We start from the raw sequence: 26,545 nt of genomic DNA, 5'->3' as shown, positions 1-26,545 counted from the left end.
AGTGGGGCAGAACGATGAGATGTTCAAATTGCCATAACAAAAGCACGAAGGTACTTGATTCGAGACCAATAGAAGAAGGGCAAGCGATTCGCAGAAGAAGAGAATGTGAGCGTTGCGGCTTTCGGTTTACAACATTTGAACGGATTGAAGATGTCCCTTTGATTGTTGTTAAAAAAGACGGTGCCAGGCAGGAATTTAGTCGGGACAAGCTAGTTCGAGGACTCATCAAAGCTTGTGAGAAACGGCCTGTACCGCTGGAGACGATCGAAGAAATTGCTTTAAATGTAGAAAAAGAAATAAGAAACGATGGTATTTCAGAAGTTCATAGTAAAGATGTAGGAGAACGGATCATGGATCGACTTTCTGAAATCGATGAAGTAGCGTATGTACGTTTCGCATCTGTCTATCGACAGTTTAAAGATATTAATGTTTTTTTGGATGAGTTAAAAGACATCATGAATAATAATAAGGATCAGGGCACGAATGGAAAGGGTTAGATGGAACATGAACAGGATAGGCAAGATTTTACCCATTGAGGGATACTGGGTAGAACTTCAAGGTACGTTGCCGATGGATTATGCGAAATCGTTAACTCATTTATATCAACCGTTAATAGGAATGGCTGCTATTATCCTTTATCAAACATTACTTCATGAACAAGAAATACAAGCTGAAAAACAAATTCCTCAAACACATCATACATTAATGAATTACTTAAATCTTCCTTTAGATGAAATCTATGCAGCCAGACTCAGATTAGAAGGCATTGGTCTGCTTAAAACGTACGAAATAAATTCGCAGGAAAATCGAGTGTATACGTATGTTTTGATGCCTGTTTTTTCTCCTGCTCAATTTTTTAAAGACCCTATGCTTTCCCAGCTTCTCTATCATCATATTGGTATAGAGAAGTACGACGTTTTAGAAAAACATTACTCGTCAAACAGTAGCGATACATACGGTAAGAATATAACCGCTTCTTTTCAAGACGTCTTTCAAACGGTTACGCCTGATTCCTTGCCGAAGATGAACCAAGAACAACCAAAGCAAGGTGTAAACATGGAGAGTGTGGATTTTACGCCAATTGAGCAAAGCTTAAAGCAACGGATGATTCCTGTAAAGAAGGTACTTACTACTTACAATTGTAAAATGATAACACAAATGATGTTTCTATATGAGTTGGAGACATATGAGATAGAAAAGGCAATATTATGGGCATTAACGGAGGAAAACAGACTGCATGTGGACGAATTTAAAGCAGCCTGCTATGATTTATTTCAATCAAAATATAAAGAAAATCACATACGTCTAGTAGAAAAGGCAACGACGACAGAGCCGCAGAAAAAAAATCAGCTAACCGCAAATACAAAAGAGGAGCAGCTGATTAATCATCTGGAAACTATCTCGCCTAAACAGCTGTTAGAAGATTTATCAAGTGGTCACCATGCCTCAGAGCAGGATTTGCGATTAGTAGGAGATATAATGACATCACAAGGGTTGCCAGCACCGGTGATGAATGTTTTAATACATTACGTGTTATTACAGACGAATATGAAATTGTCCAAAAATTATTTAGCGAAAATTGCCAGTCATTGGTCCAGGGCGAACTTGAAAACGGCGAAAGAAGCAATGGCATTTGCTAAAAAAGAAGTAACCAGCTATAAAACTGCGAAGAAACCAGTAGCTAGGAATAGACAGACGAAAGAGGTTGTGCCAGAATGGTTTAAACAGCAAAAGAAACAACAGAAACAGGAAGTTGCGGCGACGCAGGAAGACAAGGAAGACGAGTTGCAAGAGCAGAAGGAGATTGAAATGCTGCTAAAGCAATACTCTAACCATAACAAATAAAGCAATATCAAGGATGATGGATATGAAACCAGTACAATCGACGTTGCAAAAATGGATGAGAGAAAATGAAAACTTTCAGGAGCACTATGCAAAAATTCGCCGGGAAGTATTAAATGATTCTGAAATTAAAGCTTTTCTCGCCAAGCACCCAGCGTTAACCAAAAAAGAAATTGATAAAAACTTAATCAAATTGTATGAGTATATGACGCAGTCTAAGCAGTGTGCTAAGTGCACAAGTTTTGAAACTTGCCCGAATATGCTTCCAGGATATTCACCTGTTTTGCACGTCGAAGGAGGAGAAATCCATTTATCCTATGAAAAATGCTATCAGCGAATAAATTATGAAAAACAGCGAGAACAACAGAAGTTAGTTCAAAGCTTGTATATGCCTAAACAAATCCTAGAAGCAAAGATTGATTATATTGATTCCGATCCGAAACGCAGTCAGGCTGTCCGTGAAATTTTGAAATTCGTTGGGGATTGTGAACAGGAAATTCCCACTAAAGGATTGTATTTGTATGGACCATTTGGTGTAGGGAAAACTTATTTTTTAGGTGCACTTGCTAACAAGTTAAAAGAAATGTATATTTCTTCCGCTTTAATTTACATGCCTGAATTTGTGAGAGAAATGAAGGCATCGATGAAGGACGATTCGCTAAATAAAAAACTGGATTATTTTAAAAAGACCGATGTGTTGATGCTTGATGATATCGGAGCAGAAATGCTGTCTCCTTGGTTTCGAGATGAAATTTTAGGGTCTTTATTACAATATCGCATGATGGAAGGGTTGCCTGTGTTTTTTACGTCCAATTATAGTTTGCAAGAACTGGAAACCCATTTGGCTTCAACAAGAAATGGTGTTGAGGAAGTAAAAGCGGGACGGATTATTGAACGGATGAAACAGGTAAGCCAACCAGTTGCTATTTTTGCGGAGAACCGCCGGACGTAACTTTAGATTAAGTTCCACGCTATGTGGGAGAAAAAGCCACTCCGCTAAATGACTTCAGATTATGTGGCGCATTGCATTTAGTAATGGACGCTAATCCATTTTTAAGAAAACCTCTTATAGGGGATTCCTCTGCTGCACGACCTAGGCATGGATTCTGCTTAAAGCCAATGATCTCGACGAGCAATTTGTGATCATTGGCATTTTACTGTATATTGATCATTTTTATCCCGCCTTTAACCGGCAGTAAGCCCACTTCTATCCTCTACAAGGTAAAACCAAAGGATAACAGATAACAATAACTCCACGGATTAAAGAAAGATGTATTTTTCTTGTACTATAGGAAAGTCTACAGTTTTAAGGGTTTATAGTATAAGCAAAACTATGGCTATCCGCCATAAGAATTGGCGATAAGCCAAGTTTTTCTATAAAATAACTTGTCTGCTTTACTTTATATTAGAAGATATATAACAGCGCTAATTTTTTGTGAAACGCTTCTATTATGATGATAAGCTCTGATAAGGTGTATCTACTTTTACTGACCTTTACTAGTTTTAATGGTTTACTCATTATTTTCATTCTTTGTCCATATAATGTAACAGTTTGGTTGGATGAGGGTGATATGTATTGGTTGAATTATTTATCGAGTCAGACAAAGAGGTTATTCGTTTCTGTGAAAAGATGCGCCAGCATAATAAACAGATTAATCTGTATTGGAAAACACATAAGGATTGGGGGAATCATTTACAATTTGATGCACATATTCCTAATCAAGTACTTATTCCTGCCATTGCAAAATCTTTAACTAATGTATTTATTACACATCGATTAGGAAAATGGATTACTTCAGTAATGGAGGATTTTTACTTTTATACAGATATAGACGAAAAGGAAAAAATTATGGAATTAACAAATTGGGTCATGACTGGGAAAGATAAAGATAGTTTATTTGTAAGAAAAAATGAAGACCCACAACAGATTCTCGAATCACTCTTCATTGCTAATATAAAAGATACACCGACCATTCACTATGATTCATTAGTAAAATTTCGGTTGAAAGTGTTTCATGATTATGTCGTTCATTATGTCGGTCTTGCAATTGATGAGTATAAAAGAGAAGAAGAACACCAGGAATTTATTAATATGCTTAGAGGATACGTTTTGAATCGCAAATCTTCTGTATCTAATATTTATATTATACAAGGAGATACGTTTTCATTTTTTAATCAAAACGGTAAAGCTCTTTCGCATCTGGAATTACGTATGCTGATGCAAAAAGAACCCCTATATTTGGTTGGGTTAGATGAAAATGAATTTAATTTAGCTCCACTTATAGCGATGACTCCAGAACATATTTATATTTACGGGGACGATCCGTCTGAACCAAAAACGTTAACGGTTATTAATGTATTTCAGGAAAAAGTAACTTTTGAACCACTTCGTCAATTTCCATTTTCTCACTATATGCAGAAAGAACAGCATTAGGACTTGCTTTTTCAATGATCAAGCGCTATAATACGAATTATATTATTATTTTATTTGCGAACGGCATAGAAAAGGATATGAATCATTTGCGATGTATGCTAGAGAAGGGAATCATAGGCTGGAAGTTCCCGCTTACTAGTAATGATTTACCACCTTGGAGCCCTGCTGTGAAGAAGCAAGCAGTAGCGTAGATCTGCGTTAAAGATGTATGAAGCCGTATTGAATTACGGGAATTAGGGTGGAACCACGACGTGACCAACGCTCGTCCCTTTGCATGTATGCAGAGGGGCGGGCGTTTTTTAATTTGAACAAGGAGTGAATGCAATGGCTGAAGAACTAACGTTTATTTTTCCGGATGGAGCAGAAAAAAACTTCCCAGAAGGAACAAATGGAGAGGATATCGCGGCATCGATTTCGTCTGGCTTAAAAAAGCAGGCATTAGCCATTAAATTAGATGGAGTTCCGTATGATTTAAGACGTCCATTAGTTCATGGCGGTTCAATCGAGATTATTACGAGCAAAGACGACGAAGGTATTGACATTATGCGTCATTCTACAGCGCATTTAATGGCACAGGCGATTAGACGACTCTACAAGGATGTAAACTTTGGTGTAGGTCCAGTCATCGAAGAAGGTTTTTATTATGATATGGATATGGAGCATTCGATAACACCTGAAGACCTTCCGAAGATTGAAAAAGAAATGAAGCGAATTATTGATGAGGCTTTGGAAATTGAACGTATGGAAGTGTCTCGTGACGAGGCAAAACAAATGTTTAAAAGTGATCCTTTAAAGCTTGAACTTATCGATGCTATCCCTGAGAACGAGCAAGTAACGATTTATAAGCAAGGTGAATTTTTTGATTTGTGTCGCGGTGTTCATGTGCCTTCCACGAACAAAATTAAAGCCTTTAAGTTATTAAGTATTTCCGGTGCGTATTGGCGAGGTGATAGCAATAACAAACAATTGCAGCGCATTTATGGAACTGCTTTTCCAAAACAAAGCCAAGTCGACGATTATTTAAAATTATTGGAAGAACGTAAAGAACGAGATCATCGAAAACTAGGTAAGGAATTGGATATTTTTACCGTTTCCCAAAAGGTCGGACAAGGTTTACCATTATGGTTACCAAAAGGTGCTACGATCCGCAGAATCATTGAACGATATATTGTGGATTTAGAAGAGCGTCTTGGCTATGACCATGTCTATACGCCAGTATTGGGTAGTGTAGATTTATATAAAACGAGCGGTCATTGGGATCACTATCAAGAAGATATGTTTCCGGCGATGACCATGGATAATGAGGAGCTTGTATTGCGGCCAATGAATTGTCCACACCATATGATGGTATATAAAAACCAATTATACAGCTACCGGAATCTTCCAGTACGTATTGCTGAGCTTGGCACCATGCACCGTTATGAGATGTCTGGTGCATTAGCAGGGTTACAGCGTGTAAGAGCGATGACATTAAATGATGCGCATATCTTCGCCCGTCCGGATCAATTAAAAGATGAATTTATTCGTGTAGTTGAGCTAGTGCAAAAAGTATATGAAGATTTTGGTATCAACGATTATTACTTCCGACTTTCGTATCGTGACCCAGAAGATAAAGAAAAGTACGTGGATAATGATGCAATGTGGGAAAAAGCGCAAGCGATGTTAAAGGAAACAATGGAAGACATGCAAGTGGATTATGTAGAAGCAGAAGGGGAAGCAGCGTTTTATGGTCCGAAGCTAGATGTACAAGTGAAAACTGCTTTAGGAAAAGATGAAACATTATCAACGGTACAACTTGACTTTCACCTTCCAGAGCGCTTTGATTTAACGTATATTGGTGAAGATGGACAACATCATCGTCCGGTTGTTATTCACCGTGGAGTTGTTTCCACCATGGAACGCTTTGTTGCCTTTTTAATTGAAGAATATAAAGGGGCATTTCCTACTTGGCTTGCTCCTGTTCAAGTTAAAGTCATTCCAGTTTCTCCTAAGGCACATTTGGATTATGCAAAGCAGGTTGCTGACAAATTGAGACTAGACGGAGTACGGGTTGCGGTTGATGAACGGGATGAAAAGATTGGTTATAAAATCCGTGAGGCGCAAACGCAAAAAGTCCCATTTGCTCTCGTCCTTGGTGATCATGAAGTGAACGATCACGCAGTGAACATTCGTCGTTATGGAGAAAAAGAAACAGAAACAGTTTCTCTGGAGACATTTATTGCTATGATTAAACAAGAAATAGACAATAAAGTGTTGCATAAGACTTCGAAATAAAACGGACAATTGAAAAAAGAATAAAACAAATAAAACAAATAAAACAGCTTTGTTCATTAACAAGAAGCTGTTTTATTTTTATCCCGAATGTAAGGTGGCATAAGACCTCTACTTCAAGATTTGTGGATAAATGTAAAAAGTTTCAGTGGGAGATAACGGCATCTAAAACCCCCAAATCTGTTGGCGAGTAAAATGTCAAACGTAGAATTTCTCTTTTTCAAGGTGCCTGCGATTTGAGTCTTTATTTTACTTTTTAATTGTAGGAGATGGAAGAAAAAAATCCTAGAATGATTGAAGTTCTACGTGAATAGAAAACGATAGAATGTTTTGCAATAAACAATATTCCCCCAAAATAGCGAAATAGAAAAGAGGGGGTCGGTATGCGTGGATTTAGGAAAACCGATAGCAAGTGGAAATACAGCAGAAATATCTTGTGGACAATATGGTTGTAAAGCTATTTCGTGAAAACGTTCTTCCTAATGAAGCTGTCCATGAGGCAAGTAAGCAGACTTTTGTCTATTCAAGCGGTCTTCCTGTTCCAAAAGTATTTGATGTAACTAAAAGGCAGTAGGCAAGCAATTATGATGGAATATATAAAAGGGAAAACGTTAGGAGAAAGATTAATAGCAAAAGAACTTCCTTTAGATGAGGTTATTTCCTTAACTGTAGAGGAGCAACAGCGCTTGCATAATGTTACTATCCATTCAAGTGATTTGGAACAGATGAAGGAAAAACTTAAACAGCAAATTAATGCGGCTGATCAGTTGGAACAGTTGAAAAAAACAAAACTCCTTCAGTTGCTAGAGGAAATTGCTGATGGAGATAAACTATGCCATGGTGATTTTCATTTGTTTAATCTAATTGCAGCAAATAACCGAATGACTATTATTGATTGGGTGGATGCTACTGTCGGAGATATTCATGCTGATGTGAATCGTTCGTATTTGTTGTATTCTCAGTATTCGCAGGAAATAGTGGAAAAATATCCTTTTTTATTACTGTAAGGCAAGTGGCTTGTCACGCCGAGACATTTTTTAAATGGGCTCCAATTATTGTAGCAGCAAGATTGTCCGAAAATGTAGCTTCAGAAGATGAAGAAAGACTTTTGAATATTATATATGAAAATGAGAGGTGAATGGAAAAGCCTCGCCAAAGAATGGGTAGTTATCCTTGGGAAAGAAGCTTTCTAGCGCGAGTGCTGTGTAAAATCTTAGTAGAGTTTTTGGTAGTGTTAAAATCGCCAACAAGCAATGGATATAACACGAAGTCTCCTGGAGCAACCGGGCACATGTATATAATGGGTGGGATTCCCGCCAAGAAAGATCTACTCATTCACGATTAGTGAGTCTTGGAGGACAGCTGAAAATTACGCAGAAAGCCGCTTTTTTCCGAGGAAGTTGGCCCGCCGCGGAAAACGGTATGAGTATCCACTGTAAGTAAAAGCGACTATTCTTAAGCTTTTTTACTGAGGAGCTATATAAAAGAAAATTAAAAGTGAGAGTAGCTTTCATAAAGACGCGACAGACTGTTTATTCATTCTTTTTTTGACATTATCCGATATATATGCTATTCTTATGTAGTTGATAATTAAATGATCTAAAGACAAGTAGAAGCACCCGCTTCTCACCTGTTCGACGCCATCAGGCAGTTGGCTGGTTTTAACCGATTCATATAGACGATTGGAGAAGTGTGGGTGCTGTATTGCCCACGCTTTTTTTAGACGTGGGAAAGGAAGCAATTTGCTTCTCTTGAAGAAAATACTTTTCAAGCTTCTGCGTCTAAAGACTTAAGCTTAGCTTAAGTACCTCATTGTGATGAAATGTAGCTTGTCAAAAAAGATCACAGCGAAAATATTTGGAGGTGGATGATAATTAGCAAGGAAATGAATGTTAATGAGAAGATTCGTGCTCGAGAAGTACGTCTAATTGATGCCAATGGGGATCAGTTGGGAGTGAAATCACGTCAGGAAGCTCTAGAAATTGCCCAAAAGCGTAACCTTGATTTAGTGCTTGTTGCTCCAAATGCTAAACCGCCTGTATGTCGGATTATGGATTACGGAAAGTACCGGTTTGAGCAGCAGAAAAAAGAGAAAGAAGCACGAAAAAAACAAAAAGTCATTAACGTAAAAGAGGTTCGTTTTACCCCGGGAATTGGCGATCATGACTTTGAAACGAAGCTGAAAAATGCTCGTAAATTCTTAGAAAAAGGCGATAAAGTAAAAGCGGCCGTTCGTTTCCGCGGACGCGCTATTACGCATAAAGAATTAGGACGAGAAGTGCTTGATCGATTTGCTGAGGAAGTAAAAGACATTGCGACTGTAGAGACAAAGCCGAAAATGGAAGGTCGTAATATGTTTATGATGCTTGCTCCAGTAAATGAAAAATAAATTGCAGTTGTTGAGTGTAAGAGACTGTTAGATATGTTACAAGGAGGAAAAACACTATGCCAAAAATGAAAACCCATAAAGGTTCTCAGAAACGCTTTCAGAAAACAGGTACTGGAAAATTAAAACGTGGGCATGCCTATACAAGCCACATGTTTGCGAATAAATCTCAAAAACAAAAACGTAAACTTCGTAAAACAACTACAGTATCAGCTGGAGATTTTAGAAGAATTAAAACGATGCTTCCTTATAAATAAGCGAGCATTGGAATAATTAGAACGGTAAAATTTATTTTTGATTTGTATTAGGAGGGAATTATTATGCCACGTGTTAAAGGTGGAACAGTAACGCGTAAACGTCGTAAACGCGTCCTTAAATTAGCTAAAGGTTATTATGGTTCGAAGAGAACGTTATTTAAAACAGCAAAACAACAAGTAATGAAATCAGGTCAGTACGCTTATCGTGACCGTAAACAGAAAAAGCGTGATTTCCGTAAACTTTGGATTTCCCGTATTAATGCAGCTGCTCGCTTAAACGATATGTCTTACAACAAGCTAATGCACGGTTTGAAAGTTGCTGGCATTGATATTAATCGTAAAATGCTGTCTGATTTAGCAATTAATGATGAAAAAGCTTTTTCTCAATTAGTAACAAAAGCAAAAGAAGCATTGAAATAAAGTGAAATTTCAATCTGACGGGGTTTTCTTTCCATCTGATTGAAATAGAAGGGACCAAATATTTTGCCACTGCAAAGTAATTTGGTCCTTTTTTTACACTATAGGAAAGTATAAGATTTTTTTGGTTTATAGTATAAGAAAAACAAAGGCTTCCGCCATAAGACTTGGCGACAAGCCAAGTTTTTCTAAAAAGATAAGAAAATATAAAATTTGTTGCTTTGGGATGAGGGAATAACTGAATAGCCACGTCCGGCTTCAGCGCCCAGCAACGATGCGACTTAGAAATGCGCCCTACAATATGGCCTCATCGGTTCGTCGCTAAGAGGAAGGCCGACTAAAAACGGGCTTGCCGCTCAGGCGTCGGCATACCCCTGTTTTTAGTGGCATGATTCCTAAATCTTTAGTTGATTCGTTCCATTCGCTACGTTGCTAAACGGGCACTTACGCCTTTGTTCCCTTTTATGGAAGTCAATGTTTTGAAAGCATAAAGGATTAGACTTTATATTAGAGATATTTGGAGCTTTCATGAAATAGAATACATACACGAAAGGCAGTTTGGGTAGCAACCAAGTTAAAGCTTAGAGAGGAAAAAGGTAGGATGGATAATTGGAATGCAATTTTTTTATATTTGCTTGGCGTTAATAGCATTGCTTTTTTGTTCATGGGAGTCGATAAGCAAAAAGCAAAGCAGCAACACTATCGAATTCCAGAACGGACGTTATGGATGTTGGCAATTTTAGGTGGAGCGCTGGGAATCTGGTTCGGAATGAAAGTTTTCCGCCATAAAACCAAGCATAAGCGTTTCGTCATCGGGGTACCGATGTTATTTATTAGTCACTGTGTATTGATCGTGTATTTAATATGGGCATTAAGGGTTTGATTTTTATACAGAAACACAGTTGGTTTAGTGTATGAAAGTGTATTGTGTTTGTTCAACGAAATGATATATATTAGAAGTTTAATATAGTGGACGTATCCCGTTTTCTTGTCATAAAGGCTCGTCTCCTGTCATATACATGTACTAATGTACAGTACTTTTATATCTGTAATAGTTCAACAAGGAGGAGGCAGAGCATGGAATTTTTGGGGAATTATCTATTGGCTTTCATTGAAAAAGGAGGCTTATTCGCCCCAATATTATTTATCAGTTTTCATTTACTACGACCGCTGTTTTTCTTACCGGTAATTTTTATTTGTATGTCAGGTGGGATACTATTTGGGGCTATTGCAGGAACGCTATATTCGCTTATAGGCATCACGTTATCCAGCGTTATATTTTATTTTTTTGTATATAGAATGCCAAAGTCCATGCAACGTTTTCAAAAAATAAAGGAGAAAGTGATAGGTAAACAAACAGCTTTAACGACATCACAAATAGCACTGCTTCGTCTTATTCCGTTTATTCATTTTCACTTGCTGTCTTTATGTTTACTGGAAATATCGTCAAGCTGGAAAGATTATACGAAATCATCTCTTTTATCTAATATTCCTCTAGCATTTATTTATACTTTCATTGGCCAGTGGATTTCTAACTTAACGCCGTTATATGTTGGTCTATGCTTACTAATTCTGTTGCCGTGCATCTATATGCTACGCAGAAAAGAAATTTATATCAAATGGCAAGAATTTTTCCATATTCAAACAAGAGAGAGCACTTAACGCAATAAAGCACTAGATCTATGCGCTGGTTTGTGGTAGCACATATAGCCGAACTGAAAAAATTTGTACTTACGAATTATGGGTCGTATGCCCAATCTGCATGTATCCCCCATAAAAAGTGCCATAAAGCTCCCACTTCAGGATTTGTAGACGCGAAGAAGTCTAAGTGGGAGATAGCGCACATGAAATCCCGACCGGCATAGGTAAGATGCCACCAAAATGCGTGGCATGCAAAAAGTGTGCTTCTTTTTCAAGGACAAGAAAAACTTCACATTCGATGCCCCCACGTCGAAAAAGTACCTTTTTAAAGATTTTATTAGTAGGAATGGAAGGAAAATTATACCGAATGGCGTTTTCATTTTATTTATTCCATGGGACTTATCAGCAATTGATTAATCGGGTGTTTCCATTCAATTTTAGCGTGGGGATAACGAATTAATATTTCCTCTTCAAGGAAATATAAGTCGTCCCTTCGCAAACCGCTAAGCTCAAGAGGGTCCTTTGCTGTTACATGTATATTAACAACTTCAAAAGAATCCTCTGTTGTTCCCACATATTTTTCACCTTCAAACAAACATCCTTTATACACAAATTGGAGATTTTTTTTACTGTTGCTAGGTTCGTCTAAAAAATAATAAATTCCCTCTGCTTTAGCAATTTGCAATTTTCGTTGGGGATTACGATAATATTGAATCCAAGTATATATAAGCAATGCCAAAGCAAGCACAATCAGTATGCGAAATAAAATGACTATCATACTATCGTCTCCCTGATTATTATTCCATGATTCCCTTCTTATACGAAACGATATATCTAAAGGTTTCACTATTTTTTATTTTTCATGTTACAATCGTTGAAAGATGTGACGAGGAAGATTTATTATGGGTTGGAAGGCAGTAAAATCAATTAGATACGTATATGGAAACAAATAAAGGAGTAGATAGGCAAGATGTAGTCGTGGATAATATTTCGCTTTAGTTGTAGATTTAGGAAAGCTAGGGGGGCAATTTTTGCTATGTATGTAAAACTATTAATTCTTATTTAATCAGTATTTTTTTCAACCGAAATAAAAAGATTAATGCTATATAAATTTATTAAAAATGGGTGATATGAATGGAGTATAATTTAAAAATTAAGTTAATACATGAAGAAGCAAAATTACCATTTCGTGCAAATGATGGGGACGCTGGTCTGGATTTATTTTCTATCGAGGAGAAAATAATCAAGTCTGGAGAAGCTGAATTAGTTCGAACTGGAATACAGATTGAATTACCTAAAGGGACAGAGGCACAAGTTAGACCTAGAAGTGGTTTAGCTTTAAAACATTCGGTTACAGTTTTAAATAGCCCTGGAACTATTGATGAAGGATATAGAGGTGAAATAAAGGTAATTTTAATTAACCATGGGAAAGAGGATGTTACAATAGAAAAACATATGAGAATTGCTCAGATGATTATTGCTCCAGTATTACAAGTTAAACTCGAACAAACAGACAATTTGTCTAACACAGCTAGAGATAAAAATGGGTTTGGTTCATCTGGCAAATAAATAAAGACAGTCCATACATATTTGTTGAAAGTGACATAAGCATCAAAAAAACTGTTGTTATCTCAACTTTCGCAGATAATAAATACACGTAGCCCCATTAGGTAACTGGATATGTTAATTGGCAAAAAGCTTCATATAGGATAAGCACCCCGACATTTGAAAGAGTATAATTGTCTAAAATAAACTACCAAGCAGAAGAGTTGTTTCTTATTGTGATGGCAATAATGTTCTTAAGCGACTACCAGATAGAATAAAAAGTACGTACAAGGGGCTAAAGGTACTGAAACATCTTCCAATTGCGGGTATCACAAAGAAATTCCGATTTTCATGTGCTTTTATTTTTCAATTGGTATTTGAATGGATTTTTGAAAACAGGTAAACAATAATTATGATTTACATTTATACCGTATATAAGGTGCTGTAAGACTTCCGCTTTAGGAGTTGGATAATCTGTACCGCGACAAGTCTAGGTGGGAAATAACAGCACCTAAATACCCCTAGCCTTTAGCTCCATACCATTACGGTACATACAATCAGTAGGGGATGAATGAAAACCTCCACTGATGGAAGGTTCCCTTTTTAGCGATGAGAAATATCATAATATCCTGATACACAATAGACGTTATTTCGCGGCTTACAGGAAGAACGGCTGGTTTTCCAGATGGATTTATCTGGGGAAGAGGGTTCTTTTTTCTTCAAAATGTGGCAAATTGCAATTAACAACATCCGTATTAGGGGAAACATATGACAAGCATTAGGTGTTTCTGAAAGCAGATATCCAGCAAGCTTATTTGGAGAAGCTTCCAGTAAAATAATGTTCAGTTCGCTAAAATAAAAGAGATTAGGTGGTTGAATCAAATCAAAAGATTTGTTCTCTTCGTCAGGAGATAGACCAGGTATGTATTAACGATTTTGAAACTTCGCTAATAAGAGGTATAATAGAAATTAGTTTAATGAAGAGGTGACTACATATGGTAAAGTTGGACGAAACGTTAACGATGTTTAAGGACTTAACAGATGCAAAAGGTATACCAGGCAATGAAAAAGAAGCTCGTGATGTAATGAATAAGTATATTTCTCCGTATGCGGATGAAGTAATTTACGATAACCTAGGGAGCTTAATTGCCAAAAAAACAGGTGATGAAAATGGTCCGAAAATCATGGTTGCGGGTCATCTAGATGAAATTGGCTTCATGGTTACAAGAATTGACGACAAAGGGTTTGTTTATTTTCAAACAACAGGTGGGTGGTGGAGCCAGGTAATGCTCGCCCAACGTGTAACGATTATGGGGAGTAATGGAGATGTGACCGGTGTTATTGGATCAAAGCCGCCACATATCCTTTCGGCAGAAGCGCGGAAAAAGCCAGTTGAAATTAAAGATATGTTTATTGATATCGGTGCTTCTAGCAAAGATGAAGCTGAGTCATTCGGTGTGAAACCAGGAGATTCAGTAGTACCTTATTTTGAGTTTACACCGTTAAAAAATGAAAAACTATTATTAGCAAAAGCTTGGGACAATCGTATCGGTTGTGCGATCGCTATTGAAGTACTAAAGCAGCTAAAAGATGAGAATCATCCTAACATTGTTTACGGGGTAGGAACTGTTCAAGAAGAGGTCGGACTTCGTGGAGCTAAAACAGCTGCTAATACGATAAAACCTGATATTGGTTTTGGCGTTGATGTAGGGATAGCTGGTGACACTCCAGGAGTTTCGGATCATGAAGCAGATAGCAAGATAGGGAAAGGACCACAAATCGTGTTATATGATGCTTCTATGGTAGCACATAAAGGCGTTCGCGACCTTGTTGTAAAAACTGCAGAAGAAAACAATATTCCGTATCAATATACATCTATGGCGGGTGGCGGAACAGATTCTGGTTCAATCCATCTAACAGCAAACGGTGTACCATCTTTATCGATTACGATTGCGACACGATATATTCATACACATGCTGGTATTTTGCATCGTGATGATTTTGATCATGCAGTAAAATTAATCGTGGAAACAATTAAGAAGCTGGATCGTAATACAGTTAATGAATTAATTCTGGCTTAAAAGAACAAAGGCGCGGGGCGCCCGTTTAGCAACGTAGTGAATGGAACGAATCAACTAAAGATAAAGGAATCATGCCACTAAAAACAGGGGTATGCCGACGTCAGGCGGCAAGCCCGTTTTTAGTCGGCCTTCCTCTTTGCGACGAACCGATGAGGCCTTATCGGAGGGCGCATTTCTAAAGTCGCATCGTTGCTGAGCTCATGCGCTGGACGTGGCTATTCGGTTATTTCGTTATCCACAAGCACCTCATTTTATAGTTACCTATACAATGAAAAAGAAATGAAGACTTGTTATATATGTCTCCATTTCTTTTTTAATTATATTTGATTGCATTTCGCTTCATAATTAACGAAAAGGAAAAGAAGTGAATCTTTAATGAGTGGGGTTTGCTGTTCCGCACTATTTTCTGATGAACGAATATTATTTACTACATTAGGCTAAATAACCATTCATTACTTTTTGAACATAGTTTTGCGTTTCTTTAAAAGGTGGAATTCCCTGATATTTATCTACATTTCCTGGTCCAGCATTATAGGCAGCCAATGCCAATTCGGTATTTCCGTTATACCGTTGCATCATCTGCTTTAAATATTTGACACCACCCTGAATATTTTGCCAAGCGTCAAAAGGATTTGCCACACCTAAGCCTCTTGCAGTAGCTGGCATTAATTGCATTAAACCTTGCGCTCCAGCGCTGCTTTTCGCATGTGGGTTAAAATTGGATTCTGCCTGGATAACAGACCGAATGAGGCGCTCATCTATTTGATACTGGCTTGCTGCATCTCGAATAAGTGCATCAATATCTCCTGTGTTGCGTGGAGGAACTTTCGAATCATTAGTTACCGAACCGTTAAAGGGATATGTATTGTTTTTGTGCTGTAATGCTTTCGAAGCTTGCATCACGTTCACTTTGTTTAACTGCTCTTGTAACAATTGTTTAAAAGCGAGATCAATCATCGGAGAGTGACTAGAAAATCCACTTGAATTAGACGTAAGGATAGACATTGCCTCATATTGCATCATTTTTTGCAACTCTCTAATCTCCATATTGCGTTCTCCTTCCTACTTATCTCCTACTATTTTACTACATCCTTGTATTTTAGCCAATCAAGTTTTTAAAAACTTATAATCTTTTTGCCAGCATGCTGCAATAGATTTTTATAAAATGGGTCTTTACCAATACAAATAACACGTGTGCACAACTCGTTAATTTCATCCATATCGTGAGAAGTGTAGAGGATCATTTTTTCTTTTTCCTGTGCTAATTTTTTCAAGTAAGCTGCAATTTCTTTTTTGGATTTTAAATCAATCCCTACCGTTGGCTCATCTAACAGGATAAGGTCTGGATCGTGTATGAGGCTGATGGCTAAATTTAATTTTCGCTTCATCCCGCCTGACAATGTGTGCACTTTTTCATCCCACCGGTCTAAATTCATATCTAGACACAATTGTTTTAACTCTTTTTCAGACTTCTTTTTCCAAGCTAACTTTTCAAAGAAGATCATATTTTCTCGTACCGTAAAGTTGTCCCAAATCGCAATCTCCTGTGGTACAAACCCGATATGGCGCCGTACAAGCTTGCGATGCTGTTTATAGTACCAGTCATATAATTGAATGCCTCCTGTAGTCGGTGACTGTAAGGTAGCCAGCAATTGAAGCAAAGTAGATTTTCCTGCACCATTTTCTCCTACTAAGCCAATGATTTCTCCAGGGTGAACGGAAAAGGATAGGTTGCTGAAAATAGCTTGTTTATTGTACGTTTTGGAAATGCAATCCACGTTAAGCATAAGTTTCGTCCTTTCTAACATACCATATGAAAATAAATACCCCAACCATATAAAACCAAAAATTATGAAATGTACCATTAAGAAACGGGATAATCGGATGCACGTCATTTAAAAGTGGAAGTCTATTTGTAAGACCATCAATAGGAATAATTGCTCCACTTGTTAAAGCAAGCATTAATGTAAATATTAGCGATAAGCCATAGTATGTAACAATCTGTTTCATTTTTAAAGCAAATAAAAAAGCTAACCCATTGATCACGAATCGAAAAGAGATGATTGCTGCAATTCGTGAAGCATCGATTGTCGTTGCAAGGAAATGGTTGAAGATAACTAGCGTAACAGCGTCCATTAGCAATAAAATCAATGTATATAACGTGAGATTTAGTAAAGCGTAAGTTTTAAAGGGAAATCGAATAAAGGCAAAACGAGCTCGGACGGAAGAATGGTTTTCTTTTACAAGCCAGCCAAACAGAAAAAAGGTTGCTAAACATGAAAATAAGACCCATAATCCCCATGGGTTCCATAATTGTGATTGACTTTTAGCCCCATCCGCTTGCCCCTGATATTGAAAGTGAGCGGATAATAAGTCCTGCTCTGTTTCTATTTCTTTACTCGTAGTTATAATTTCCTTTGTCGTCCAATTTTGGTTGTTAGTTAGTTGCTCTTCCATTTGCAATATAGTGTAGGCTGTTTTTATCCGTCCTGTATCCTGTTGAACCATTGAGGCTACCATTTCTGAAACAGAGGTATACGCAAACGATAAATCGGACTGGTAGCTAGTGATCAGCCGATTCCGGCTTCCTCTATTAATTTGTTCCTCATATCCTTTTTTAATGACGAATACACTATCTAACTTATGCTTTTCCAACTGATTAAGAGCTTGTTCTTCATCTAATTGGTAAACTCGAATAAAAGGAGTCTCTTCTATTTTTTCTACCAGTTCAAAAGCGGTGTTGGTCTGATCTGCTACAACAATCCCCACAGGAACCTTGGTATCTGCCTGAAAATTTACAAGCAAATACTGAAGGAAAACTACAACGATGATGGGAAAGAGCAACCAAAAAATAAAGTGAAACGGCGCTTGTTTCCAATGTAAGAAGCGTGTATGAATAATAGCTTTCATCGGTGAATGCGCTCCTTTCCAATTGTAATGCCTAATAGGATAAAGCTGCCAGAGCCTGTCATCAATAATAAAGGCAGATAGTCAACATATAAACGTTCATTTAGCAATACTTCTTGTAGCCAGTACAATGCTTCTGATGAAAAGGCAAAGGGCAATATTTGTTGTAGCGATAAAGGAAGATAGATGGTTGGAATAATAGCACCACTTAATAAAAGAATGAGTAATGTAAAGCCGATTTGTATGATTAATCGTAATCGATGTGAAGCAATTATAGCTTCTACAATCGAGACACTCAGTAAAAAGCAAGTACTATACAAAACGGTAACAATTAGTATCCGCAATGTATCAATTAGCTGCACATCCCATTGCAGTAATTGAATAAGCGCAAACAATAATCCCAAGCCAATGATCGTAACTAGACTTAATGTTACAATTAGTTTCGCAAGTATTAACTGAATCACTTTAACCTCATAGAGAGCCATCCTTTGGTGCATACGTCGGCTCACATCTTGATATAAGAAATTGTATATCAGGAGCAGCCAGATCGTAAAAATGATAAACCAACCAGCCAGACTATAATACTTGATGGGGTTGGCAGTGGCTTGGTTGACGATTTGTTCCTCTTGCATCAGTTGCTTTCTTCCTAGTGTATAAAAGACAAATTCTTTGAACTGCTCAAATACAAGATCATTACGCGTCTCATTATCTAACGGGAGCTGTTTCGCATATTGATTTATGGTGAGTACATTTGCTTGTGAAGCTCTTATATGTCTCGTAACACTTTCAATTAATGTTTTCACCATTTGGCTTTGAATCGGTTGATTTGGATTTCCAATGATTGGTAAGGTAACAGGAATTCCTTGATACAGATTTGCTGTAAAGTTCTCTGGAAATACAATGTATGAACTTAGCTCATTACTACTAATTTTTTGTTTTGCCGCTGTTTCTTTCATATTATGTATGTGAATGTAACTACCCAGCTGGGACGCTTCATCCAACATGTCAACCAGCAATTTGGTTTCCTTTGATTCGTCCAAGTCTACTAGTCCGACTTGGATAGGACTCTGATCCTCTGGTATAACGAATGTGATGATCATAACCGCAAGTAAACCGACCATGATAACGGGAAATAGTAAAACAAGAGGAAGTGTCAACCACTTCCTCTTAAGCTGTAATAAATCATATTTTAAAAACAAAAACGTTGTTCTTATGAAATGCATGATGGGCACTTCCATTTCATCCAAGTATTTATCGCTAGATTAAAATTCCATGTTTCCAGTGGCTGATAGCATCTCTACCATCCAGCCTTGGAATTTAGGAGTTACTTCAGTTTCAAAGTATTCCATGAGTTCTTGCTCATTCATTGTTCCGATATTTTTTGTCTTATCATCATTTGGAATTTTTACCTTGTCAATCGTTTTTCCATCAACAGCAACGTTAAGTGAAAATAGATTTTGAGTTTCGTTTGGAGCCGTAAAAGCAAAGCTATGTTCTCCGCTCATTTGATCTTCTTTATAAGCAGACGTACCGCTCCATACAACTTGCATACTATCAGTATATGGATCTTGGAAACTGATCGTACGTTCAAAATCACGCTTGCCATCTTTTAATGTTTCGGTGCCATCATAGGTAAGCGCAAGATCGTCCATAGTGAGTTTAATAGAATCATCTGCTTTCTGATCCTTCCATGATAAATCTCCTGCTAGGTTCATTTTACCTTCACTAACAGAGTCTACAACGCCTAAGTCAAGGTTAAATTGTTGCTTCTCTTCTGTGAGCAGTTGTGTACCTTTAATTTTAATCGTCGCAAGCTGTTCTTTGTCTGGACCAAGCTTGACGCTAAAATCGCGCTGAGCAATTAAATCATCATGTACCCAAATCGTTGATGTTAAACCATCTGGAACTTGTAATTTATCTACATCCGTTTTTGTTTTCGCTAAAGATTCATCTAAGTCTTCCATTACTTGGTCAATTTCATTTTTTACTTCAGGTAGAGCCGATGTTCCCATTGATTGATCCTCGATATATTTGCGAAAAAGCTCTTTCATTTTATCATCTTTTTGTAATTTTTCGATGACCTTCTTTAAAATGTCTTTTACCTTTTCTTCGCTTAATTGCATGGTTATTTTTTCTGTTTTTAAAGACTCGTCATGGACTTTAATGCTTTCATTTTCTGTTTTAAACGCATCGTCAGGTAATTGTTCATAGATGAATTTACCATACTGTTCTTGGATATATTCGATATCCTCTTCGGAAAATGCACCTTCAAAGAAGGCACCAAAGTCAATTTTTTCTTCTCCAGTGAAAGTCATTGGATCTATTTGCTTCATCAAGTTACCGACATTCTCTCCTTTTATAGAGAGCAATTCATCAAGGAATGGCAAGCCAAGCATAAACTGTTCGGAAGTTAAGTGAAATGAAACGTTATCAACTTGAATTCCACCAATATCTGCTTTAAGCTCTCCAGACATTTTTTTATTTTTCATATCAGCAGCGTGTGTGATGGAAATAGTGGAATTATTAATCAGCTGTACTGGGTCCATTTCCCCCATACCCATATCACTACTAGGTAGATTGGATTCTGCTGACAAATCATATTTCGTTTCTGTCGGTTCTTCTTTTGATGTTTCGAACCAATCTAATTCCGCTTCATATCTTTTTTCAATTTGATCATTCATAAATTCCATCGTTTCTTTTTCTGCTAAAAAATATTTTTCCTTATCTGATAAATTTGCAAAAATAAATGCAGCAACACTTCCACCGATCAGCAATACTGCCCCAATAATAATGCCGACCAGCATTTTGGGTGACAATTTCCGTTTCTTTGTTTCTTCCATTATTTCTTTCCCCTCTCTATAAATAACTTCATTTTTGATTGTATTAGTGAATCATTAAAAGGATTACAATGAAGTTTCTGTTATGTTTATATCACTTCGTAAAAATATAGTCAAATTGTGCCAAATCTTGTCCAAACAAGATAAGCTGAAAAATGAAATCATTGGTTTGAATTTAAGATAAAAAAAGGGAACTAATACCTATTTAATTAACGATGGGTGTTATGAATTCGTTCTCGTTTTTGCGACTTTGGTCTCTTGTGTTTTTGAAAATAGGCAGTTAATACTATTTTTTGATAGCCGAGGGTTGTGAAAATCAATATATATCATGTTAAAAATTTCACAATAAGAATGGTATATTTGGATAGCGAAAAATCCGTAGCTTGAGCTCGAATTCTAATACGAACAGATATAGTGATGTATCGAAACAAAGCCAGAAAAATCGCGCATCAAAGGCGTAAGCCGTACACCGTTTGGAGACGCGATGATAGGGCATAATAAACCGCCGTTTAAACGGCGGAATGGTTATCGTGCTGTCGCTTGCTTTACACCTTGCTCTAGCGCTTCCAACATATGGTGCTTATCTTGTTCATCTGCATGTTCCCAGATTAATTCGAATAGCACTCCTAGACCAGGTAGCATTTTCTCTTCGCCACTTTGCACTGCATCTACAATAGTTGCTTCTAATTGGTCTTGGTTGTTGGAAGCAATATTGCTAAGTATTGCCTCACGTAAATTTAGATCCAAATCGTTTCCTCCTTTACAAGGTTTTTTACTTTTAACTCAGAGCTTCAAAAAGTTTACTAATCGGCAGCGTGCAACATGAATGAATCGGTTCAAAAACCTCCAGAAAAGACAGTTTACATTTCTAAGGCGAATACGAAATTATTAAATTTATAGGTCATACTAACATACTGCAGTCTTTCTCCTCGTAAAAAAGTGCTGCTACCGAAATCTTTTTGCTGCCCTCTCTTATTTACCTTGTGCTTACAAGTAGTTTGACCTGAAGAGGTGAAAATATGTATACTATGTAAGATGAATGAGGGTGATAAGCAATGACACATATAATTACTTCTATAAAAAACGAAAAAGTAAAGCACTGGAAAAAATTACATAAACGAAAAGAGAGAGTAAAGACACAAACATTTCTCATTGAAGGTTTTCATCTAGTGGAAGCGGCTTTTAAGAGTAATTGGACAATTAAGGAATTGATTATTCAAGAAGGTGTATCTTTACCTGAATGGGCTCGAGATATACCAACAGTTGTGGTGAAAAACAGTGTGTTTGCTGTAGTATCACAGACGGATACTCCCCAAGGAATTGCCGCTATTGTTACCATGAAGCAGCTAAATAGCTCAAGGCAAAGACCTGTATTATTAATTGACGCTATTCAGGATCCGGGGAATCTAGGCACGATTATTCGTACCGCAGATGCTGCAGGTTTTTCTGAAGTAATATTAGGAGAAGGAACGGTAGATGTATTTAATGATAAAGTCGTTCGTGCAACACAGGGGTCCTTGTTTCATATCCCTGTTCGTCATGCTGATTTGTTAGCTGAAATACCATTGTTAAAAGAAGCGGGCTTTGGAATCTGGGTAACTGCTTTAACAGATGCAGATAACTATACAGAAGTTAAACCCGTCACAAAAACAGCACTAATTGTTGGTAATGAAGGGAACGGAGTACGGTCAGACATTATGGATATAGCGGATAAACGGGTTACGATACCTATATACGGACAAGCTGAATCACTAAACGTAAGTGTGGCTGCTGGAATTTTAATGTACTATTTACGCTCATAATGTTGCAAACAATGACGTAATTCTCTATAATATATATAACTTTATAGCAAAAGCGTTGAAAGAGCGGATAACCTGCCTACCCATACGTTTACAGGGAGAAGTGCCAGAGACTGAAAGCATTTCATCGTAGCAGTGTTCATCCTTTCACTCTGGAGCAGATACTTGGACCTCACGAACGGTGAGTAAAGGTATTCCGGGATATTCCGTTATCAGAATGAAGTGGATACATTGAAGACAATGTATGAACTAGGGTGGTACCGCGACATATGCCTCGTCCCTTGCTGGGAGGAGGCTTTTTGTTATGCTTTCATGCTATAGAAAGAGCGAATGAAGGAGGAAATGGAAAATGAAAGAGCAGTTGCAATCAATAGAACAAGAAGCTTTAGAAAAGATTTCTCAAGCAACAGATACCAATGAACTGCAGGAGATCAAAGTGGCTTATCTAGGAAAAAAAGGTTCATTGACAAGTGTGCTACGAGGAATGGGAAAGCTATCTAAAGAGGAACGACCAATTATTGGTGAACTTGCTAATAAAGTGCGTGAGCAAATAACCAAGAGCTTAGAACAGCAGATGGAAAAACTAGAGGAAATAGCATTAGAGCAGCAATTAGAACAAGAAACGATTGATGTCACTCTTCCTGGTAGACCAGTAAGGCTTGGAGGGCCACATTTATTGACAAAGGTGATTGAAGAAATTGAAGATTTGTTCATTGGTATGGGATTTGAAGTACGGGAAGGACCAGAGGTTGAAACCGACTATTTCAATTTTGAAGCATTAAATCTGCCAAAAAATCATCCAGCGCGAGAGATGCAGGATACATTTTTCATTACAAAAGAGTTATTAATGCGTACACAAACATCTCCAGTGCAAGCAAGAACAATGCTCGAATACGGTGGTAACAAGCCAGTAAAGATGATTTCTCCTGGTAAAGTTTACCGTCGTGATACAGATGATGCCACGCATTCACATCAGTTTACGCAAATTGAAGGATTATATGTAGATAAAGATGTGAAAATGAGTGATTTGAAAGGCGTACTAGATGTTTTTACAAAGAAAATGTACGGAAGTGATCGAGAAATTCGTTTTCGTCCGAGTTTTTTCCCGTTCACAGAGCCATCTGTAGAAATCGATATTTCCTGTAAAGCGTGTGCAGGTAAAGGCTGTTCGATTTGTAAAAGGTCAGGCTGGATTGAAATATTAGGTGCTGGTATGGTACATCCAAATGTACTTTCAATGGCTGGGTACGATCCAGAAGTGTACAGTGGGTTTGCTTTCGGTATGGGACCAGAACGGATCGCTATGCTGAAATATGGAATTAAAGATATTCGCCAATTTTACACGAACGACATTCGTTTTTTAACGCAATATCATAACGCTTAGGGAGGAAGGTTTGCATGTTAGTATCATTAAATTGGTTAAAGAATTATGTAGATATAACAGATGTAAGTCCAGAAGAATTAGCAAATAAAATTACAAAATCAGGGATTGAAGTCGATGGCATTGAATATGTAGCCGAAAAAAGTGAAAATGTCGTTATTGGCTATGTTGTATCTTGTGAAAAGCATCCGAATGCTGACAAACTTCATTTATGCCAAGTAGATGTTGGAGATGAGACGTTACAAATTATATGTGGAGCTCCGAATGTCGCCCAAGGTCAAAAAGTAGCAGTTGCGAAGCCAGGCGCTGTTCTTCCTGGGAACTTCAAAATTAAACGGGTTAAATTACGCGGTGTCGAATCTAATGGTATGATCTGCTCCCTGCAAGAGCTAGGCATTGAAGAAAAATATGTACCAAAAGATGTAGCTGACGGTATCTATGTATTTCCAACTGATGTGACCGTTGGAGAGTCAGTAGAGCCTTTACTAAACTTGAATGATGCGGTTCTGGAATTTGACCTAACCCCAAATCGTGCGGATTGCTTGTCGATGTTAGGAGTAGCCTATGAAGTGGGAGCTATTTTAAATAGAGAGGTACGCTTGCCAAATCCAGAGCCAACGATGGCAACAGGTGCTGCCAATGACTATATCGCTGTTCAAGTAGAGGCACCTAATGCAAACCCGTATTATGGCGCTTTTGTTATACGGAACGTAACTATACAGCCATCTCCTTTATGGATGCGAAATTATTTAATAGCAGCTGGCATTCGCCCGATTAATAATGTTGTTGATATAACGAACTATGTGTTGCTGGAATATGGGCAGCCACTGCATGCTTTTGATTACGATAAATTACAATCGGATAAAATCGTTGTTCGTCATGCGAAAGAGAAAGAAACCATTATTACATTAGATGAGCAGGAACGAGTTTTATCTAAAGACCATTTAGTTATTACCAATGGAAAGGAACCAATTGCTTTAGCAGGTGTAATGGGTGGTCTATCTACGGAAGTAACGGATACGACGAAGAATATTTTGCTGGAAGCAGCTTATTTTGATCCAGCTATAGTCATGAATGCCGTAAAGGCGACGGGTCTTCGAAGCGAGTCCAGTACACGGTTTACAAAAGGGGTCGATCCAAACCGGGTAAAAGAAGCGGGGCTTCGTGCATGCGAATTACTGGAAAAATACGCAAATGCAACGGTTGCAAAAGGGGTTGTTGCGTTTGATGAACTAAATCGTGGGCAAAAACAAGTAGAAATAAATATAGATGAAATCAACAAACGACTTGGTACATCATTAGTGACCTCAGATGTAGAAGATGCTTTAAAGCGCCTGCAGTTTGAATTTGAACCAAAGGGCAATGAATATCTTGTTCACATTCCGACACGTAGAGGCGATATTACTATTTTTGAAGATATGTTAGAAGAAGTGGCACGTATCTACGGTTATGATAAACTGCCGTATACATTGCCAGTAGGAGCAGGGCAGGCAGGTGGGCTCACAGAAAGGCAGCTATTACTTCGCAAAATAAAGCACCTCATGGAAGCTTCCGGATTATTAGAAAGTCGCACCTATACGTTAATCAGTGAAGCAGCGGCTAATACTTTAATTAGCCCTGAGTTAGCGGAAGCAAACTATGTACCGATTGAATTAGCTTTACCAATGAGCGCAGATCATAAATTTTTGCGAATAAGCCTTTTACCAGAAATCCTTCGTGTGTTAGCTCATAATAGAGCTCGTAATCAATTTGATTTAGGTTATTATGAAATTGGGAAAACATTTTTAACTACCGAAAAAACGTTAACGAAGCAACCGGAAGAGCGACTCCGTTTGGCGGGAGCTATAACCGGAAATTGGATTCACCATCCGTGGCAGCAAGAAAGTAAACAAGTAGATTTCTATGTTGTCAAAGGCATATTAGAGAAATTATTTACTTTTCTTGGTTGTTCCGTAGCTTTCCAGCCATTAAAACATCAGGATATGCATCCAGGAAGAACGGCTTCACTTCAGTTAGAAGGAAGAACAATTGGATTTGTTGGCCAGTTGCATCCACATTTGCAAAACCAATTAGATTTAAAAGAGACGTATGTATTTGATGTAAATATGGAAGAATTATTGAGCGCGTACAATGAAGAACCTTCTTATCAAGAGATTCCTAAGTATCCTTCCATTGATCGAGATATTGCTTTTGTACTTGATAGCAGCGTGCTTGCAGCTGAAGTAAAGCAAGTAATTATGGATGTTGGTGCTCCGTTAGTTAAACATGTATCTGTCTTTGATGTTTATGAAGGAGAACATTTAAAAGCTGGGAAGAAGTCAGTAGCCTTTCATTTAGTTTATCAGCACCCTGAAAAAACATTGACCGATGACGAGGTCCAAGCTTCTTATGAACAAATTATTACTGCAGTGAAAGATAAATTTGCTGCCTATATTCGCTCTTAATTCCTTTCTTGGATGTGTTATTTCATCTAAACAATAGGGCATCCATCTGTCCCATTCTCTTGGATAAGGTGGGTGCCCTTTTAGATACAGAAGCTAAGGAAGAGCCAATGGATTAATCTTAGATGTAAGTTGGCTTCTTTCAAGCTACTAGGGGAAACCTAGTAGGAAATCGAATTTCAAGTCCCATGCCTAATTCTTTCGGGGCGGCAAGATGCCAATTGCAGGAGCCGTAATACGAAAAAAAGGGTTCTTCTTTTTCAAATCCGCGGAAATATTACAGCGCCTCGTACGCAGAAAAAAATT

25 protein-coding genes and 1 other annotated feature are annotated in these 26,545 nt (G+C 37.7%); of the genes, 18 read left to right on the top strand and 7 right to left on the bottom strand.

What is annotated here, in order from left to right:
- The first annotated feature begins 14 nt into the window (after positions 1 to 14).
- The 13 genes from nrdR (at position 15) to BKP57_RS02440 (ending at position 11,269) form a co-directional block, all read left to right on the top strand.
- Positions 15 to 497 (top strand): transcriptional regulator NrdR, encoded by a 483-nt coding sequence (gene nrdR, locus BKP57_RS02495; RefSeq protein ID WP_050353341.1) that lies wholly within the window; start codon positions 15 to 17, stop codon positions 495 to 497.
- A 7-nt stretch (positions 498 to 504) separates the two neighbouring features.
- Complete coding sequence (locus tag BKP57_RS02490; RefSeq protein ID WP_050353569.1) at positions 505 to 1,845, top strand: replication initiation and membrane attachment family protein; 1,341 nt, start codon at positions 505 to 507, stop codon at positions 1,843 to 1,845.
- A gap of 22 nt (positions 1,846 to 1,867) precedes the next feature.
- Positions 1,868 to 2,794 (top strand): primosomal protein DnaI, encoded by a 927-nt coding sequence (gene dnaI / locus BKP57_RS02485; protein ID WP_072740941.1) that lies wholly within the window; start codon positions 1,868 to 1,870, stop codon positions 2,792 to 2,794.
- Between the two features lie 624 nt (positions 2,795 to 3,418).
- Complete coding sequence (ytxC, locus tag BKP57_RS02480; RefSeq protein WP_050353339.1) at positions 3,419 to 4,276, top strand: sporulation protein YtxC; 858 nt, start codon at positions 3,419 to 3,421, stop codon at positions 4,274 to 4,276.
- Between the two features lie 14 nt (positions 4,277 to 4,290).
- Positions 4,291 to 4,467 carry a hypothetical protein gene (locus BKP57_RS21860; protein WP_156875265.1) on the top strand — a complete coding sequence of 59 codons (177 nt, stop codon included), beginning with the start codon at positions 4,291 to 4,293 and terminating at the stop codon, positions 4,465 to 4,467.
- A gap of 133 nt (positions 4,468 to 4,600) precedes the next feature.
- A complete protein-coding gene (gene thrS, locus BKP57_RS02475) occupies positions 4,601 to 6,550 on the top strand; it encodes a threonine--tRNA ligase (RefSeq protein WP_072740940.1) in 1,950 nt (649 codons plus the stop codon).
- A gap of 409 nt (positions 6,551 to 6,959) precedes the next feature.
- Positions 6,960 to 7,121 carry a hypothetical protein gene (locus tag BKP57_RS23255; protein WP_254217545.1) on the top strand — a complete coding sequence of 54 codons (162 nt, stop codon included), beginning with the start codon at positions 6,960 to 6,962 and terminating at the stop codon, positions 7,119 to 7,121.
- Positions 7,122 to 7,131: 10 nt separating this feature from the next.
- The gene (locus BKP57_RS23250; RefSeq protein WP_249664958.1) at positions 7,132 to 7,554 is read left to right on the top strand and encodes a phosphotransferase family protein; all 423 of its coding nucleotides are present in this window, start codon (positions 7,132 to 7,134) and stop codon (positions 7,552 to 7,554) included.
- 594 nt (positions 7,555 to 8,148) lie between these two features.
- Positions 8,149 to 8,273 (top strand) — a sequence feature (ribosomal protein L20 leader region).
- A 159-nt stretch (positions 8,274 to 8,432) separates the two neighbouring features.
- A complete protein-coding gene (gene infC, locus BKP57_RS02460) occupies positions 8,433 to 8,936 on the top strand; it encodes a translation initiation factor IF-3 (protein WP_050353568.1) in 504 nt (167 codons plus the stop codon).
- Positions 8,937 to 8,992: 56 nt separating this feature from the next.
- A complete protein-coding gene (rpmI, locus tag BKP57_RS02455; RefSeq protein WP_050353336.1) occupies positions 8,993 to 9,190 on the top strand; it encodes a 50S ribosomal protein L35 in 198 nt (65 codons plus the stop codon).
- Positions 9,191 to 9,253: 63 nt separating this feature from the next.
- A complete protein-coding gene (gene rplT, locus BKP57_RS02450; protein WP_050353335.1) occupies positions 9,254 to 9,610 on the top strand; it encodes a 50S ribosomal protein L20 in 357 nt (118 codons plus the stop codon).
- A 598-nt stretch (positions 9,611 to 10,208) separates the two neighbouring features.
- Positions 10,209 to 10,490 carry a DUF1294 domain-containing protein gene (locus BKP57_RS02445; protein ID WP_050353334.1) on the top strand — a complete coding sequence of 94 codons (282 nt, stop codon included), beginning with the start codon at positions 10,209 to 10,211 and terminating at the stop codon, positions 10,488 to 10,490.
- 194 nt (positions 10,491 to 10,684) lie between these two features.
- Entirely contained in the window at positions 10,685 to 11,269 is a 585-nt protein-coding gene (locus BKP57_RS02440) for a TVP38/TMEM64 family protein (protein WP_072740938.1), read from the top strand.
- A gap of 364 nt (positions 11,270 to 11,633) precedes the next feature.
- Here BKP57_RS02440 and BKP57_RS02435 read toward each other — a convergent pair whose 3' ends face one another.
- Positions 11,634 to 12,026, bottom strand: a complete 393-nt coding sequence (locus BKP57_RS02435; protein ID WP_050353332.1) for a hypothetical protein — start codon at positions 12,024 to 12,026, stop codon at positions 11,634 to 11,636.
- 356 nt (positions 12,027 to 12,382) lie between these two features.
- Here BKP57_RS02435 and dut point away from each other — a divergent pair, with 356 nt between their 5' ends.
- Both dut and BKP57_RS02425 read left to right on the top strand, forming a co-directional pair.
- The gene (gene dut, locus BKP57_RS02430) at positions 12,383 to 12,817 is read left to right on the top strand and encodes a dUTP diphosphatase (RefSeq protein ID WP_072740937.1); all 435 of its coding nucleotides are present in this window, start codon (positions 12,383 to 12,385) and stop codon (positions 12,815 to 12,817) included.
- A gap of 971 nt (positions 12,818 to 13,788) precedes the next feature.
- Positions 13,789 to 14,874 carry a M42 family metallopeptidase gene (locus BKP57_RS02425; RefSeq protein ID WP_072740936.1) on the top strand — a complete coding sequence of 362 codons (1,086 nt, stop codon included), beginning with the start codon at positions 13,789 to 13,791 and terminating at the stop codon, positions 14,872 to 14,874.
- Positions 14,875 to 15,306: 432 nt separating this feature from the next.
- Here BKP57_RS02425 and BKP57_RS02420 read toward each other — a convergent pair whose 3' ends face one another.
- The 6 genes from BKP57_RS02420 to sspI form a co-directional block, all read right to left on the bottom strand.
- On the bottom strand, positions 15,307 to 15,921 hold the full coding sequence (locus BKP57_RS02420; protein WP_050353329.1) for a lytic transglycosylase domain-containing protein: 615 nt from the start codon (positions 15,919 to 15,921) through the stop codon (positions 15,307 to 15,309).
- A 68-nt stretch (positions 15,922 to 15,989) separates the two neighbouring features.
- Positions 15,990 to 16,661 carry an ABC transporter ATP-binding protein gene (locus BKP57_RS02415; protein WP_050353328.1) on the bottom strand — a complete coding sequence of 224 codons (672 nt, stop codon included), beginning with the start codon at positions 16,659 to 16,661 and terminating at the stop codon, positions 15,990 to 15,992.
- Complete coding sequence (locus BKP57_RS02410) at positions 16,654 to 17,784, bottom strand: ABC transporter permease (RefSeq protein WP_072740935.1); 1,131 nt, start codon at positions 17,782 to 17,784, stop codon at positions 16,654 to 16,656. The genes BKP57_RS02415 and BKP57_RS02410 overlap by 8 nt, the downstream gene beginning before the upstream one ends.
- Positions 17,781 to 19,004 (bottom strand): ABC transporter permease, encoded by a 1,224-nt coding sequence (locus BKP57_RS02405; RefSeq protein ID WP_072740934.1) that lies wholly within the window; start codon positions 19,002 to 19,004, stop codon positions 17,781 to 17,783. The genes BKP57_RS02410 and BKP57_RS02405 overlap by 4 nt, the downstream gene beginning before the upstream one ends.
- A 39-nt stretch (positions 19,005 to 19,043) precedes the next feature.
- On the bottom strand, positions 19,044 to 20,621 hold the full coding sequence (locus tag BKP57_RS02400) for a flagellar basal body-associated FliL family protein (protein WP_083547181.1): 1,578 nt from the start codon (positions 20,619 to 20,621) through the stop codon (positions 19,044 to 19,046).
- A gap of 522 nt (positions 20,622 to 21,143) precedes the next feature.
- Positions 21,144 to 21,365, bottom strand: a complete 222-nt coding sequence (gene sspI / locus BKP57_RS02395; RefSeq protein ID WP_050353324.1) for a small acid-soluble spore protein SspI — start codon at positions 21,363 to 21,365, stop codon at positions 21,144 to 21,146.
- A gap of 308 nt (positions 21,366 to 21,673) precedes the next feature.
- Between sspI and BKP57_RS02390 the strand changes: the two genes are divergently transcribed.
- From BKP57_RS02390 to pheT, 3 genes are all read left to right on the top strand, one after another.
- Positions 21,674 to 22,420 carry a TrmH family RNA methyltransferase gene (locus BKP57_RS02390; RefSeq protein WP_249664571.1) on the top strand — a complete coding sequence of 249 codons (747 nt, stop codon included), beginning with the start codon at positions 21,674 to 21,676 and terminating at the stop codon, positions 22,418 to 22,420.
- A gap of 346 nt (positions 22,421 to 22,766) precedes the next feature.
- Entirely contained in the window at positions 22,767 to 23,801 is a 1,035-nt protein-coding gene (gene pheS / locus BKP57_RS02385; protein ID WP_050353323.1) for a phenylalanine--tRNA ligase subunit alpha, read from the top strand.
- 14 nt (positions 23,802 to 23,815) lie between these two features.
- Positions 23,816 to 26,242, top strand: coding sequence for a phenylalanine--tRNA ligase subunit beta (gene pheT / locus BKP57_RS02380; protein WP_072740933.1), 2,427 nt, complete (start codon positions 23,816 to 23,818; stop codon positions 26,240 to 26,242).
- The last annotated feature ends 303 nt before the right edge of the window (positions 26,243 to 26,545 follow it).

The sequence above is a fragment of the Virgibacillus sp. 6R genome (assembly GCF_001895305.1).
GTDB lineage: Bacteria > Bacillota > Bacilli > Bacillales > Amphibacillaceae > Virgibacillus > Virgibacillus pantothenticus.
This window is presented reverse-complemented; position numbering and strand designations above follow the sequence as displayed.